Origin of the sequence: Xanthobacter dioxanivorans (genome assembly GCF_016807805.1) — a bacterium.
GTDB classification, from domain to species: Bacteria; Pseudomonadota; Alphaproteobacteria; order Rhizobiales; family Xanthobacteraceae; genus Xanthobacter; species Xanthobacter dioxanivorans.
Map to the genome: position 1 here is coordinate 1,317,488 of NZ_CP063362.1, position 14,582 is coordinate 1,332,069.

At 70.4% G+C, this 14,582-nt stretch carries 12 protein-coding genes; 5 read left to right on the top strand and 7 right to left on the bottom strand.

What is annotated here, in order from left to right; genetic code table 11:
- Positions 1-12: 12 nt before the first annotated feature.
- Positions 13-876, bottom strand: a complete 864-nt coding sequence (locus EZH22_RS06345; protein WP_333473692.1) for an aldolase/citrate lyase family protein — start codon at positions 874-876, stop codon at positions 13-15.
- 101 nt (positions 877-977) lie between these two features.
- On the bottom strand, positions 978-2,072 hold the full coding sequence (locus tag EZH22_RS06350) for an NAD(P)/FAD-dependent oxidoreductase (RefSeq protein WP_203194880.1): 1,095 nt from the start codon (positions 2,070-2,072) through the stop codon (positions 978-980).
- Positions 2,073-2,279: 207 nt separating this feature from the next.
- Between EZH22_RS06350 and EZH22_RS06355 the strand changes: the two genes are divergently transcribed.
- The 3 genes from EZH22_RS06355 to EZH22_RS06365 all read left to right on the top strand — a co-directional run bounded on the left by EZH22_RS06355 (position 2,280) and on the right by EZH22_RS06365 (position 5,259).
- A complete protein-coding gene (locus tag EZH22_RS06355; RefSeq protein WP_203194881.1) occupies positions 2,280-3,467 on the top strand; it encodes a pyridoxal phosphate-dependent aminotransferase in 1,188 nt (395 codons plus the stop codon).
- A 24-nt stretch (positions 3,468-3,491) separates the two neighbouring features.
- Positions 3,492-4,217 carry a lysozyme inhibitor LprI family protein gene (locus EZH22_RS06360; protein WP_203194882.1) on the top strand — a complete coding sequence of 242 codons (726 nt, stop codon included), beginning with the start codon at positions 3,492-3,494 and terminating at the stop codon, positions 4,215-4,217.
- A 103-nt stretch (positions 4,218-4,320) separates the two neighbouring features.
- A complete protein-coding gene (locus EZH22_RS06365; RefSeq protein ID WP_231711340.1) occupies positions 4,321-5,259 on the top strand; it encodes a sugar kinase in 939 nt (312 codons plus the stop codon).
- Between the two features lie 39 nt (positions 5,260-5,298).
- On the opposite strand, the gene EZH22_RS06370 is transcribed toward EZH22_RS06365, so the two are convergent.
- The 3 genes from EZH22_RS06370 to EZH22_RS06380 all read right to left on the bottom strand — a co-directional run bounded on the left by EZH22_RS06370 (position 5,299) and on the right by EZH22_RS06380 (position 10,331).
- A complete protein-coding gene (locus EZH22_RS06370; RefSeq protein WP_203194884.1) occupies positions 5,299-6,909 on the bottom strand; it encodes an AMP-binding protein in 1,611 nt (536 codons plus the stop codon).
- A 111-nt stretch (positions 6,910-7,020) separates the two neighbouring features.
- Positions 7,021-7,563, bottom strand: a complete 543-nt coding sequence (locus EZH22_RS06375; RefSeq protein WP_203194885.1) for a CAP domain-containing protein — start codon at positions 7,561-7,563, stop codon at positions 7,021-7,023.
- Between the two features lie 158 nt (positions 7,564-7,721).
- On the bottom strand, positions 7,722-10,331 hold the full coding sequence (locus EZH22_RS06380; protein WP_231711341.1) for a DUF3772 domain-containing protein: 2,610 nt from the start codon (positions 10,329-10,331) through the stop codon (positions 7,722-7,724).
- A gap of 174 nt (positions 10,332-10,505) precedes the next feature.
- On the opposite strand from EZH22_RS06380, the gene dapE reads away from it, so the two are divergent.
- Entirely contained in the window at positions 10,506-11,687 is a 1,182-nt protein-coding gene (dapE, locus tag EZH22_RS06385) for a succinyl-diaminopimelate desuccinylase (protein ID WP_203194886.1), read from the top strand.
- A 13-nt stretch (positions 11,688-11,700) separates the two neighbouring features.
- Positions 11,701-12,492 (top strand): alpha/beta hydrolase, encoded by a 792-nt coding sequence (locus tag EZH22_RS06390; protein WP_203194887.1) that lies wholly within the window; start codon positions 11,701-11,703, stop codon positions 12,490-12,492.
- A 102-nt stretch (positions 12,493-12,594) separates the two neighbouring features.
- Here the strand turns inward: EZH22_RS06390 and rpmB are convergent, their stop codons facing one another.
- The gene (gene rpmB, locus EZH22_RS06395; RefSeq protein WP_203194888.1) at positions 12,595-12,891 is read right to left on the bottom strand and encodes a 50S ribosomal protein L28; all 297 of its coding nucleotides are present in this window, start codon (positions 12,889-12,891) and stop codon (positions 12,595-12,597) included.
- A 146-nt stretch (positions 12,892-13,037) separates the two neighbouring features.
- Complete coding sequence (locus tag EZH22_RS06400; RefSeq protein ID WP_231711342.1) at positions 13,038-14,483, bottom strand: sensor domain-containing diguanylate cyclase; 1,446 nt, start codon at positions 14,481-14,483, stop codon at positions 13,038-13,040.
- Between the last annotated feature and the right edge of the window lie 99 nt (positions 14,484-14,582).

Below are 14,582 nucleotides of genomic sequence, written 5' to 3' on the forward strand. Positions count from 1 at the left end.
CCGGACCCCCGGCTATCCCTTGTAGCGCTTGACCACCCCGTCGACCGTGCGGGCGAAGAGGGCGGCGTCCACCCCCACGGCGGTGAAGACCGAGCCGGCCGCCATGTAGCGCTGCGCCAGCGCCGGGTCGCTCACCAGCACGCCGCCCCGGTTGCCGGCCGCCGCGATGCGCCCGAGCCCCTTCTCGATGACCTCCACCACCTTCGGATGCGCCGGCTGGTGCAGGAAGCCCATGGAGGCGGACAGGTCTCCGGGACCGATGAAGACGCCGTCGACCCCCGGCACCGCGGCGATCTCCTCGACCCGCTCCAGCGCCTCTATGGTCTCCACCTGCACCAGCACGCACATCTCGTCGGCATAGCGCTCGAAATAATCCGGGATGCGGCCGAAGCGGGTGGCGCGGGCCGCCACCGCGTAGCCGCGGATGCCGTGGGGCGGATAGCGCGTGGCCGCCACCGCGGCCTTCGCCTCCTCGGCCGTCTGCACCATGGGGATGAGGAAGCTCTGCGTTCCGATGTCGAGGAAGCGCTTCAGCGTCACGGAATCGTTCCACGGCACCCGCACCACCGGCTGCGCCGTGCCGCCGACCATGGACTGGAGCTGGGCGTGCACGTTGGGCAGCTCGTTGGGGGAATGCTCGGTATCGAGCACGATCCAGTCGAACCCGGCGCCGGCCAGGATCTCGGAGACGTAGTTGGAAGGAATGGCGCACCAGAAGCCGATCTGCTGCCGGCCGTCATGAAGGGCACGCTTGAAGGGATTGTGGGGGATCTGCATGGCGTTCCTCAGTTCGCCGCCCGAGCCCCGTGGCGGGCGGCCATTGTCGTTGTCGGGCGGCATGGGCAGACGGCGCGCCGATGCAGGAAAACGGAGCATTTTTTCGCGATTGTGGGAACCGCCAAATGCCCGGGCCCCCGACGAAAAAGGCATGGGTCAGGGCATGGGCCAGGGCATGGGCCGGTCGCGATCAGGCCGCCTCACTCCGGCTGGAACATGGCCGGGACATCCCCGCCGAGCACCATGCCGGCGAGCATTTCGCCCAATGCGGGGGCGAACTTGAAGAGATGGCCGCCGGCGAAGAAGTCCACCGCCCCGCGCCGCACCACCTCAAGCCGCTCGGATTCCCACGGGGCGCCGTCCTGCGGATGCTCCAGCGAGGTGGAGACGCAGGATTCGATGCGGAAGCCGCCCGTCTCCAGCCCCGGCAGCAGTTCCTCCACCAGCGCCAGCGTGTGCTCCACCACCATGTCGGGATCGCCGCCGCCGGTGCGGTCGGTGTCGCTGGGCTCCAGGCCCACCGCGAACAGGTCGTCGTGCAGCGCCGGAAGGCCGTAGGTGTACAGCACCCCATGGCGATGATCGCCCTTGTCACGGAATGACACCATGGGCCGGTCGCGATAGCCGGGCTTCAGCGGGAAGAGCAGGCGCTGGTGGACGCTGTACACCTGCGGCACGCTCACGCCCATGGCCCGGCCGAGCACCGGGGTCTGCATGCCCGCCACCACCAGCACCCGCCGGGCCCGGAAGATGGCCGTGCGGGTGGCGACGAGCACATGGCGCGCGCGCTGGCTGAGGCCGAGCACGGGCGTGTGCTCCAGGAGCGCCGCCCCGAGGCTCGACTTGAGCCACGCGATGCTCGCTTGCGCGCGGATAGTCCCGGCCTCTTCCTCCAGGATCACCGGGGCCCGCCAGGGCTCGCGCACCGGCAGCAGCACGCGCTGCTCCTCCTCGCTGACAAAGCGCACCTTGAGCTTCAGGCCTTCGAGCCGGGCCCGCTCCGCCTCGGCGTTCTCGACGATGAGGAAGGAGCCGGTGCGGTCGATGAAATCGAGCCCCGCCTCGGCTTCCCATTGATCCCACCCCTTGCGGGCCTTCTGCGCCAGCCACAGCATGGCCGGGTCGCTATAGGCCGCGCGCATGATGCGCGAGCCGCCCGCCGACTGGCCGCTGCCGGCGGTCGCGGCCTCGAAGCAGATCACGCTGATACCCAGCCGCTGGAGCGTGCGCGCGACCGAAAGGCCGACGATGCCACCGCCGACGATGGCGATCTCGATCTCCTGGAACGACGTCATGGCGGGACTCGCGCGAGAGGGCAGAGGGCGGCCTGCTTAACACGGCCGCACGCGCTCACCGCAAGAGCGACGCGTCGTCCCCCCCTCTCCTCTCCTCTCCCCCCTCTCCCCTCCCCCCGTCATCGGTGCTATCCAGTCCGTCCCCCGAAAAGCGGCGCGCCAGACGCCGCGGCCACATTCGAGTGCCGCCCCAAGGAGCGTTTCGCCATGCTCACCACGGTTTCCGCCTTCGACCGCATCGGCGAGGAGAACGCGTTCGCCGTGCTCGCCCGGGCGACGGCGCTGGCGGGCGAGGGACGCTCCATCCTCAATCTCGGCATCGGCCAGCCGGACTTCCGCACGCCCGACCATGTGGTCGAGGCCGCGGTGAAGGCGCTGCGCGACGGGCAGCACGGCTATACGCCCTCCGTCGGCATCCTGCCCCTGCGCGAGGCGGTGGCCGCCGACCTCCACCGCCGCCATGGCGCGGAGGTGGACCCGGACCTGGTGATGATCATGCCGGGCGGCAAGGTCACCATGTATGCTGCTATCCGCCTGTTCGGCGAACCGGGCGCCGAGATCCTCTACCCGGACCCGGGCTTTCCCATCTACCGCTCCATGATCGAGCACACCGGCGCCACGCCGGTGCCGGTGCCGATCCGCGAGCAGAACGGCTTCGCCTTCTCGGCCGAGGAGACGCTCGCCCTCATCACCGAGCGTACCCGGCTCATCATCATCAACTCCCCCGCCAACCCCACCGGCGGGGTCACGCCGGCCGCCGAGATCGACAAGCTGGTGAAGGGCCTCGCCGACTTCCCCCATGTCGCCCTCATGTCGGACGAGATCTACGACCAGTTCCTGTTCGACGGGGAAGAACACCGCACGCTGCTCGCCTATCCCGAGATCCGCGACCGGCTGATCCTGCTCAACGGCTGGTCCAAGACCTACGCCATGACCGGCTGGCGGCTCGGCTACTCCATCTGGCCGAAGGTGCTCTACAACCAGGTGCGCAAGCTCGCAGTGAACTGCTGGTCCTGCGTCAACGCCGCCACCCAATATGCCGGCATCGCGGCGCTGGAGGGTCCGCAGGACTCGGTTGCCGCCATGACCGCCGAGTTTGACGCCCGCCGCCGCATGGTGGTGGAGGGGCTGAACCGGCTGCCGGGCGTGACCTGCGCCACGCCCAAGGGCGCCTTCTACGCCTTCCCCAACATCACCGGCACCGGCTGGGCCTCCGCCAAGACGCTCGCCTCCGCCCTGCTGGAAGAGGCGGGCGTCGCGGTGATCGGCGGGCCGGACTTCGGCCTCCATGGCGAGGGCTACCTGCGCCTGTCCTATGCCACCTCGCGGGAGAACATCGTGCAGGCGCTCACGCGCATGGATGATTTCCTCGCGGCGAACCGCAAGGTCGCCTGAGCGGTGGCGGGCCGCGGCGGTGGCGTGCGGCGGTGGGGCCCCGGCCTCGCTTTGCTCGCCCTCGCCCTCGGCCCGGCCCTCGCCCTGATTCACCTGCCCCGCCGGGACACCGTGCCGCCCGGCGACACCACGGCCCGCGAAACGCTCCCGCCCGAAACGCCTCTCCGCGAACCCGCCGCCGAACCACCCCCGCCTGCCGCGGTGACCGCCGCCATCGATCTCCCGGAAGCGGGGATGCAGCCGGCGGCGACCGCCCCGTTCCCGGCACCGCCGTCCGGCGGGACGAAATCCGGGCCCGCGCCGAGGCCCCCGGAGCGCTGGGCCGGCAACCCGGCCTGCCCGCGCGACCGCCGCTCGACGCGGGAATACAATCGCTGCCTCTTCGACTTCACCCGCACCTCCGAGCAGGAGCTAGAGGCCGAGTTGGCGAATGCCCTCGTCGTCATCGACGCCCGCAGCGACCTGCCGGCGGTGCAGCGCACGCGGTGGCGCAGCCTGCTGGACGAGGCGCAGTCGCGCTTCCTGCTCTACCGCAATTTCGACTGCCAGAGCGTCGCCCCGTTCGAGGGGCCACGCGGCATCGGCAATTTCGAGCAGCGCTCCTTGTGCCTCATCGAGGCCAACACCCGCCGGGCCCGGGAGCTGCGCGCCCGCTACGGCTCGCCCATGACGGTGCTTCCGGAGCTGAGCGGCGGCCCCTGGGCACGCGGGGGCACTTATGTCCGGGTGGTTCCCCCCAGCCTCCAGTGAAAGCCGGGCCCCGGGTGATTCAACCGGGGGCAAAAATGCTCTAAACCGGCCAGGCGACGGCGCTCCGAAGGCGGGCGCCTGGCAGAACGGGCGGAGGCGCGTCGTGTCCAAGGTGGTCTGCGTGGGCGAAGTGATGGTGGAGCTGGCCCGCGGCTCCGATGGGCGCTTCGGCCTCGCCTTCGGCGGCGACACGTTCAACACCGCGGTCTATCTGGCCCGCGCCGGCGTGGACGTGGCCTATGCCACCGCCCTGGGCGACGACGCGTTCTCCGGCGATATCCTGGCCCTCGGCACCGCCGAGGGGGTGGACATGAGCCTCGTGCAGCGTGCCAGGGGCCGGGTGCCGGGGCTCTATCTCATCACCACGGACGATGCCGGCGAGCGCAGCTTCCATTACTGGCGCGACACCTCCCCCGCCCGCAGCCTGTTCGAGGCGGAGGGCTGGCAGGACGTGGCGGCGGCGCTGGTGGGCGCGGGCGTCGTCTATTTCTCCGGCATCACTCTGTCGCTCTATTCCAACCAAGGCCTCGGCCGCTTCCTGGCGGCGCTGGAGATGGCCGGCAACGCGCGCGAGGGGGAGGGTCCCGGCGCCGCAGTTGCCGGGACTTGGCGGGTGTTCGACGGCAATTTCCGCCCCCGCGGCTGGGGCGGCGACCTCAACCGGGCGCGCACGGTGTTCGCCGAGGCGATGAAGCGCTCGTCCATGGCCCTGCCCACCTTCGAGGACGAGGTGGCCCTGTGGGGCGATGCCTCGCCCGCCGCCACCATCGAGCGCATCACCACCTACGGCGTGTCGGAGGTGGTGGTGAAGAACGGCGTGGCGGGCGCCCTCGTCCATGCGGACGGGCGCACGGTGGAGGTGCCGGTGGAGCGCGCGGTCGCGCCGCTGGACACCACCGGGGCCGGCGACAGCTTCAATGCGGGCTATCTGGCGGCCCGGCTCGCGGGCGCCTCGCCACAGGACGCGGCGCAGGCTGGCCACCGCCTCGCGGCGGAGGTCATCATGCACCGGGGCGCCATCATCCCCCGCGCCGCGCACTGAGGCGAAGGGCGAGGAGGCGAGGGGCGAGCCGGCCGCGGCTCACTCCCGCAGCAGCCGGCGGATGACCTTGCCGGTGGTGGTCAGCGGCAGCTCGTTCACGAACACGATCTCGCGGGGATATTCGTAGGCCGCAAGGCGCGTGCGCACGAAGTCGCGGATGTCGGCCTCCAGCTCCGGGGTCGGCACCACGCCCGGCATGGGCACGATCACGGCCTTCACGATCTCGGTGCGCAACGGATCCTTCTTGCCCACGGCGGCGGCGATGGCCACCGCCGGGTGGCGGATGAGCACGTCCTCGATCTCCGCCGGGCCGATGCGGTAACCGGCCGAGGTGATCACGTCGTCGTCGCGGCCGAGGAAATGGAAATAGCCCTCCTCGTCCATGCGCGCGAGGTCGCCGGTGATGAGCCAGCCGTCCTTCACCTTGTCGGCGGTGGCCTCGGGCCGGTTCCAGTATCTGAGGAACATCACCGGGTCGGGTGTGCGCACGGCGATCTGGCCCATGCGGCCGGGGGGCAGGACCTCGCCGTCCTCGCCCAGCACCGCCACCTCGTGGCCGGGCACCGCCTTGCCGGTGGCGCCGGCCTTGGCGACGCCGAGGGCGGCGCTGGAGCCGATCACGTAGTTGCATTCGGTCTGGCCGTAGAACTCGTTCACCGGCACGCCGAGCGCTTCGCGCCCCCATTCGAAGGTCTCCGCCCCCAGCGCCTCGCCGGCCGAGCCCACCGTGCGCAGGCGGAAGCCGAAGCGCGCGCCCGGGTTCTGCACCGTGCGCATCATCTTGAGCGCGGTGGGCGGGATGAACACGTTGCGCACCTCGGCGCGGGCGAGAAGCGCGAAGGCGGCCTCGGGATCGAACTTGCCGCGCGGCTGCGCCACCACCGGCACGCCGAGGGCCAGCGCCGGCAACACGGTGTTGAGCAGTCCGCCGGCCCAGGCCCAGTCGGACGGCGTCCACATGCGGTCGCCGGCCTGGCCGATGCCCTCGTGGGTGAAGGTGACGCCGCTGACGTGCGGCAACAGCACCCGGTGGCCGTGCAGCGCGCCCTTGGGCTGACCGGTGGTGCCGGAGGTATAGATCATCAGCGCCGGATCGTCCGGCCCGGAAGCGATGTCGAGGGGCCGGTCGGAGGCGGCGTCGAGCAGGTCGGAGAAGGCGAGGACGGCGCCCTCGGCCCCGCCCCGCGCGCCGTCCACGCCGACGACGAGGGCCAGCGCCTCCGGTCGCGCCGCGGGCTTGGCAAGACCCGCATCGTCGGTCACCAGCGCCTTCGCGCCGGAATCGGCGAGGCGGTAGGCGATGGCGTCGACGCCGAAGGCGCCAGCCAGCGGCACCGCGATGGCGCCCATCTTGTACACCGCGAGATGGGTGACGAGGACTTCCAGCGACTGGGGCAGGAGGATCCCCACCCGGTCGCCGGGCGCAACGCCATGCGCCAGCAAGGCATGGGCGAGGCGGTTGGACAGCGCCGCCAGGGCCGCATAGGACACCGGGCGGAACCCGTCGCCCGCCGGCAGGAACACGGCGGGCCGATCCGGCGCGCGGGCGGCGACCGCGTCGCAGGCGTGGACCGCCATGTTGTAGCGGCTCGGGATATCCCAGTGGAACGCCCGGCGCCGGCGTTCATAGTCACTGCTGTGCGCCAGCATCACTCCCGCGCCTTTCCGCCCCCGTCCATGTTGCGGCGCACGCTACAGGCTCGGATCGGGAAGGTCCACACAGGTGTTTTGCCGGATGAGGACCGGCCCGGCGACGACGCCTCAGCGCCCGGCGCTGTCGGGCTGGGCCAACACCAGGGCCCAGTACACCTTGTACTTGGAGTTGGGGGCGTTCGCCGTGGCGATGCCCATGCGGGAGACGCCCGCCTCCAGCATGTTCTTGTTGTGGGACGGGGAATCGCGCCAGCCGGAGAACGCCTCGGCCAGGGTATGGTAGCCCGCCCCCACATTCTCCACCGCCTTGGAGGCGTTGTAGCCCGACGCCTTGATGCGGGTCATGAAATTGCGCCCGCCCACCTCGTGGGAGAGGTTGTCGGCCCTGGCCATGGCATTGGCCTGGTCCTGGGCGATCTTGTTGAGCTGCTCGTCCGGGGTGAGCGGCGACAGGCCCCGTCCGGTGCGATAGTCCGACAGGAGGGAGGCGGCGGCGGCCACGTCCACCGGTTTCCCGGTCTTGGCGAGGTTGGCGTAGAAGGCCGGCTGCGTGTCGAGGGCAGTGTCCGTCGTGCCGCAGCCGGCGACGAGGAGGGTCAGCGCGAGCCCGGCACCGGCGAGGACGGAACGGCGAAGGATCGGGTCGCGCATGGCTCACTTCCAGCTGGCATTCGCGGAGGCGTCGCCCCCGCAGGTCCGATGACCTTGTGCGGCCCCCACGGTTGAGGAAGCGTTAGCACGCCTGGGCGGTGAGGAAGCGTTAACACGCTTGGCCGGGGACCCGGGCCGATGCGCGGCCCTTGGCCCCCTCACTGCAGCGGATCCGGCGGGACGGGCGGCGGCGGCACCATGTCCGCCGGCGCCCGGGAGAGCGAGGCCCAGGGCTGGACGGCCATGCCGATGCCGGACTTGCGGAACCGCGAGAGCACCTGGAAATGCAGGTCGCTCTTCACCGTCAGCGCGTAGTCCACGTTGGCCACCACGCAGCGCAGCTCGAACAGCATGCCCGCATCGGCGAACTTGGTGAGGAACACCCGCGGCGGCGGCGACTGGAGCACCTGCGGATGGTCGCAGGCGCAGGAGACGAGGATGTCGCGCACCTCCTCCGCATCGGTATCGTAGGACACGCTCACCGCGACGATGATGCGCCCGGTGGTGTTGGAGTGCGTCCAGTTCTTCACCATGCCGGTGATGAGGTCGGAATTGGGCACGATCACCGTGGCCCGCTCGAACGTCTCGATCTCGGTGGAGCGCACCGAGATGCGCCGGACATAGCCCTCCTCGCCCTTCACGTTGATGGTGTCGCCCACCCGGATCGGCCGCTCGGCGAGCAGGATCAGGCCGGAGACGAAGTTGGACACGATGGACTGCAGGCCGAAGCCGATACCCACCGAGAGGGCGCCGGCCACCAGCGCGATGTTCTCCAGGTTGAGCCCGATCTCGCTCATGGAGATCATGATGGCGATGATGGTGCCCACATAGCCGACGATGGTGCCGATGGACGATTGCAGCGACGGCTCGAGGCCGGTGCGCGGCAGGAGCGAGGTGGTGATCCAGCGCTGGAAGGCGCGGGCCACCACCAGGCTCACCAGCAGCAGCGCCACCGCGTAGAACACGCTCCACAGCGTGATGGTGGCGTTGCCGATGCGCACGCCGAAGGAGGCCCGCTCCACCGTGTCCATCACGTCCGCCGTGGAGGTGCCCCAGCTGCCGGCGATGAGGAAGGCCGCCACCACGAACAGCAGCACCTTGAGCAGGCCGGAGACAACGACGCCCAGGAGCTCCAGGCTGGTGGGCTTGAGCCCGAGGGTCTTGGCGAACGACCGCGCGCGGTGCGTATCCGACGACAGGCCCTCGCTGAAGAAGGCGTCGATGAGCGCATAGAGCAGATAGAGCCCGCCCAGCACCGCCGCCGCGACCACGATGCGGGCGGCGACGAAGGCGGCGAAGCTCACATAGCCCGTCACCAGCGCCACCAGCAGGAAGGCCACCACGATCCACACCACGAAGCGCAACCAGTGCCGCCCCTCGAACGAGCGGGCGGGAACCGGAGCCGCCGCGTCGGCCGGCTTCGCCTCCTCGTCGTCCGCGGCCTCCTCGGTGCCGGCGAGATTGACCAGGAAGCGCGCAATGAAGCCCGCGATGAGCAGCGCCATGAGCGCGCTGGTGCTGACCGTCAGCCCCAGGGGCGCGAACAGCGCCTTGTGCAGGGCATTGAGGAAGGCGGAGATGGCCAGCGTCCACACCGCAAACGAGAAGTAACGGTAGGCGATCACCGCGCCCCGGTCGGAAACGGGCGGCAGGCGGCGCCAGGGCTCGTCGGGCGCCAAAAGGGCACGGCCCATGGCATTGCCGACGGCCTTGATGAAGATGGCGACGACGAGCCCGCGCACCAGGTCCTCCGCCCGCGGCGGAATCACCTCGAACGCGCCGAGGAAGGCAAGGCCAGCGAGGGTGGCGGCGGGCGCCACCAGGGCATTCAGGAACAGGACCTTCAGGGCCTCGCGCGCCGACCGCAGCCGGGAGAAGGCCTCGCCCCCCTCGGGCGCGGGCGTGCGCAGCCTGCGGCGCAGGAAGTGGCCGCCCGCCACCACCGCGATCACGATGCCGGCGGCACCGGCGACGATGCCGAGGATCGCCAGCAAGCCGTGGCGGCGCGTGGCGAAGGCCGCCCAGTCGCCGGTCAGGAACCGGAACGCCCGCACCTCGGAGGGGATGGCGTTGAACGCGTTGGCCCACAGGTCGGGGTCGAGGATGGAATCGGAACGCTCGAACATCTGCCCGGTGAACAGGGCGCGGCGGCGGGAACTGATGCGGTCGGTGATCTGATCGACGCGCATCAGCAGCGCGCGGTTCTGCTTCAGCGCCGCGTCCAGGTCGGCGGAGAGCTTCTGCAGGCGTTCCCGGTCCGCGATCACCGCAGGGTCCTCGGTGGCCCCTTCCGCAGGCTTGGCGCCCAGGGCGCCGAGGCGCGTCTGCGCATCCGACAGGCGCGGCGAGATCTGTTCGCCGACGGCGACAAGATCGCGGCGCGCCGGATCGATGCGCTGGCGCAGCTCGTCGAGGTCCGGCGGCCGCAGCCCTTCCACCGCCAGGGCCGCTTCCAGCGAATCGAGGGACACGCGGCTCGCTTCCATCTTTTCGCGCAGGGCGACGATGGCCGGATCCGGGGGCGCGGGCGCCGGACGCGGCGGCGCGGCGGCGGCGGGCGCGGCGGCCGCCGCCGGGACCGCAGGTGCGGAGGAGGCGGGCGGGTTCGCGGCGGGAGGAACCGTGGCGGGAGGGACCGTGGCATGGGAATCCGCAGCCGGCGCAGGCGCAGGTGTTCCTTGCTCCGGCTGCTGCGCCGCAGCGCCTTGCACCGAAAACAGGAACAGCACGAGCGCGGCCAAGCTGGCCGCGGACTTCATCGATCGCATATGGAACCTCCGCGGCGGCGTTCCTGTCGCCCGAAGGCGGCATCCTCGTGGCGGATCCGCAGGAAAGACGCGCCGAACCCAGCCGTCTTGCCACGAAACTGCTGGAAAGGCGCAGGTGTTTCCCGCTAAATCGGTCGCCACCCTGTCCGCCCCGGGAGGCGAGAGGTTTCCTTGATGACCGGTGCCGTTCCCGTCAAGCCCCAGCCGGGGGAAGAAGCCGCAGATCCGGTGGCGCTCGCCGCCGAGCTCATCCGCGCCCCTTCGGTCACGCCCCATGCGCAGGATGCCCTGGAGCTGGTCGCCCGCCGGCTGGAGGCTGCCGGATACCACGTGGAGCGCCTGACCTTCTCCACGGACGGCGTGCCCGTCGTCAATCTCTACGCCCGCATCGGCGAGGCGGCCCCCAATCTGTGCTTCGCCGGCCATGTGGACGTGGTGCCGGAAGGCGACGCCGCCGCATGGCGGCATGGGCCCTACGCCGGCACGGTCGAGGACGGCGTGCTCTACGGACGCGGCGCGGTGGACATGAAGGGCGCGGTGGCCGCCTTCCTCGCCGCCGCCCTCGCATTCGGGCGGCCGGCGCGCGGCAGCCTCTCCTTCCTGATCACCGGCGACGAGGAGGGCCCGGCGCTGGACGGCACGGTGCGGGTGGTGGAGTGGCTCACGGCCAAGGGCGAGGTCATCGACCATTGCGTGCTCGGCGAGCCCACCAATCCGCAGGCCCTCGGCGACGCGTTCAAGGTGGGGCGGCGAGGCAGCCTCTCCGGCATCGTCACGGTGAAGGGCGTGCAGGGGCACGTGGCCTATCCCCACCTCGCCGACAATCCCATTCCCCGCCTGCTGAAGCTGCTGGCGGCCCTCACCGCCATGCCGCTGGACGAGGGCTCCGATTTCTTCCCTCCGTCCAACCTCGAAGTGGTCTCGGTGGACGTGGCCAATCCCGTCTTCAACCTCATCCCGGCGGAGGCGACCGCGCGCTTCAACGTGCGCTTCAACGACCTTTTCACCCTGGAGAGCCTGAAGGCGGAGATCGTGCGCCGGCTCGATTCGGCGGGGGCAGCCTACGCCCTCGCCTTCCGGCCCGGCGCCAGCCAGAGCTTCCTCACCGCGCCCAGCCCGTTCACCGACCTCGTCGCCGATGCGGTGGCGGCGGAGACGGGGCGCCGGCCCGAGGCCTCCACCTCCGGCGGCTCCTCCGATGCCCGCTTCATCAAGGACCTCTGCCCGGTGGTGGAGTTCGGCCTCGTGGGCCAGACCATGCACAAGGTGGACGAGGCGACGCCGGTCAGCGACATCCGGGCGCTCGCCCGCATCTATGGGCGCATCATCGAGCGCTACTTCGCGACCTTCGCCTGATCCGGACCCCGGCATGATCCCTTCTGACAGGCCCCTTTCCGACGCGCCGCTGAACGAGGACGCCTCCCGCCTGGACGTGGGCGGGCGCGACATCGCCGTGCGCGCGCTGGCCGGCGCCGCGCCCGGCCTGTTCTGGCTCGGCGGCTTCAAGTCCGACATGACCGGCACCAAGGCCGAGCACCTCGCCCGCTGGGCGGCGGCGCACGGCCGGGCCAATGTGCGCTTCGACTATTCCGGCCACGGCGCCTCCGGCGGCGCCTTCGAGGACGCCACCCTCTCGAACTGGCTGGAGGAGGCGGCTGCGGTCTTCGATGCGAAGACGGAAGGAGAGCAGGTGGTGATCGGCTCGTCCATGGGCGGGTGGATCGCGCTGCTCCTCGCCCGCCTGCTGGCGGCACGGGGCGAGAGGCGCCTGAAGGGGCTGGTGCTGGTGGCCCCGGCGCCGGACTTCACCGAAGCGCTCATGTGGGCGCGCTTCCCGCCGCCGGTGCGGACGCTGATCGAGACCACCGGGCGCTTCCTCAAGCCGACGCTTTACGGCGAGGAGCCCTATGTGATCACCCGAGGCCTGATCGAGGATGGGCGACGGCACCTGCTGCTCGGCGCGCCGTTCGCCGTGGGCTGTCCGGTGCGCATCCTGCAGGGGGCACGCGACGAGGACGTGCCGTGGGAGCACGCCATGCGGCTGGTCAGCTGCCTCGCCGAGGACGACGTGGTCTTCTCCCTCATCAAGGACGGCGACCACCGCCTGTCACGGCCGGAAGACCTGGAGCGGCTCACCGAGGCGGTGCGCCAGCTGGTGTGAAGAAGCGGGCCACCCACTCCGCACACGCCACGCCGCAGACGACGAAAACCCGCAAGCGTCGCCGCCCGCGGGTGAATACGTCTCAGAACCCTGAGGTCGACCTCAGGCCGCGGCGGGAGCCGCCTCGGCCTTGGCGATCAGGCGCTTGAACTCGAGCGCGCGCGGGGACAGCTCCTCGTCGCGGGCCTTCTTGAGGAAGGCGTCGAGGCCGCCGCGATGATCCACGCTCTTGAGCGCATTGGCGCTCACCCGCAGACGGATGGTGCGCTTCAGCGTCTCGCTCTCAAGCGTGACGTTGCACAGGTTCGGCAGGAACCGGCGCTTGGTCTTGTGGTTCGAGTGGCTCACCGTGTGGCCGCTCAGAACCCCCTTGCCGGTCAGGTCGCACCGCCGGGACATGGCAGAAGTCCTTCTTGTATCGTGTCACGCAGGGAACGCCGCTCGGGGCCATACGGCCCTTCGACACTCACCCGCTGGATCGGGAAGCGGCTCGTATAGGGGGAGAGGGCGGCTCAGTCAAGGTGCGGAGCAAGGGCTCGCGCTCGTCAATCCGCCAGAGCCGCCCTGTTGCGTCCGGCGCGCTTGGCGGCATAGAGCGCCTTATCGGCGGCGCCCATGAGCGCATCGAGATTTTCCCGACCGCCCAATCTTGCGATACCGATGCTGACCGTGACGTGGAGATTCAGCGCCGCCCCGACGGGGACAGGGGTCGCCGAGATCTGCGCCCGCAGGCGTTCCGCCAGAATTTGGCCAGCTTCCAGCGTCGCCTGCGGCAGAAGAAGGGCAAACTCCTCCCCTCCGATGCGTCCGGTCACGTCGCTGCGCCGCGCAACCGTCGCGCACACGTGGGCGATCATCTTCAACGCAGCGTCACCGGCGGCATGGCCATGGCGGTCATTGAGCTGCTTGAAATTGTCGGCATCGAGCATGAGCAGCACCAGGTCACGGCCATAGCGCTGCGAAGCGGCCACCTCGCGTTCCGCCGTCTCGATGAAATACCGGCGATTGTGGAGCTCGACCAGGGAGTCCCAGGAGGCAAGCCGGGTCAGCCGCGCGATGAGGATCTCGCGCTCCTCGAACATGGCGAACAGCATCAGGGACACGATACAGGCCGCGGCCACGAAGAAGCCGACGTTCGAGAGCCGGTCCGCCACCGTCAGGTGGGACATGAAACCCTCGCCGGACGCCCCCGCCCAGGTCACCGCGGCACCGATGAGCACGTTGGCGAGGGTGATGCCGCGCAGTCCGCGCCTGAGACCGATCCAGACCAGCAGGAAGTAGGTCACGGCGAGCAACAGCAGGGGATGGGTGGGAAACCCGCTCAAGGCCAAGGCCGCCACCAGCGCGATACCGCCGGCGCTCAACGCAAAGTCGAGCCCGCCCGTCGCGGACGCACGGGTGGCCGGGGTCTCGCTCCAGGCCAGGATAAGCGGCGCCACCAGAAGCTGCCCCACCGAGTTGCCGATCCACCAGTGCACCCAGGCGGAGGGAACCAGATCCAGCGACGGCAGGGGCTTCTGCAGGCCCTGGACCCACCAGGGGGCCCAGCCCGCCGGAATGATGTCGGCCGGAATGGCACCCAACAGATAAAGGACGAGCACGCCGCCCGTGGCACTGACCGGCTGGAGGATGAGGAACACCATCGCCACGAACAGCGCCACGTCCCGCGGGCGGTTGAAGAGCGGCGATATCGCCCAGCGCCGGAACAGCCATCCGCCAAGGACACCTTCGGCGGCATTGGTGAAGCCGATGAACATACCACCGAGGAGAGAGGGGCCGGACCACAAGGACAGGATCACCTGGCCGAGGACGATGCCGGGCGCAACCCGAGGGCCGAACAGGATGCAGAATGCGAGGGCCACCCCCTCCGGCGCGAAGACCACGCTGGTGACGTTGCCGTACTCCACCGAAACCGCGAACGTCAGCCGCCCCAGCAGCACATAGGCGGCGGCGAGAACGGCGCACAGGGCGACCGTCTGTTGCCGGGCCATCGGCGAAGGGGGGCTCGTTGTCCGCGTGTGCATCCAGATCTCGGCCAACGGTCCTTGGGCCGGCCCCCTCCGAGGCCAGCCGCCGATGCTTTCCACCCG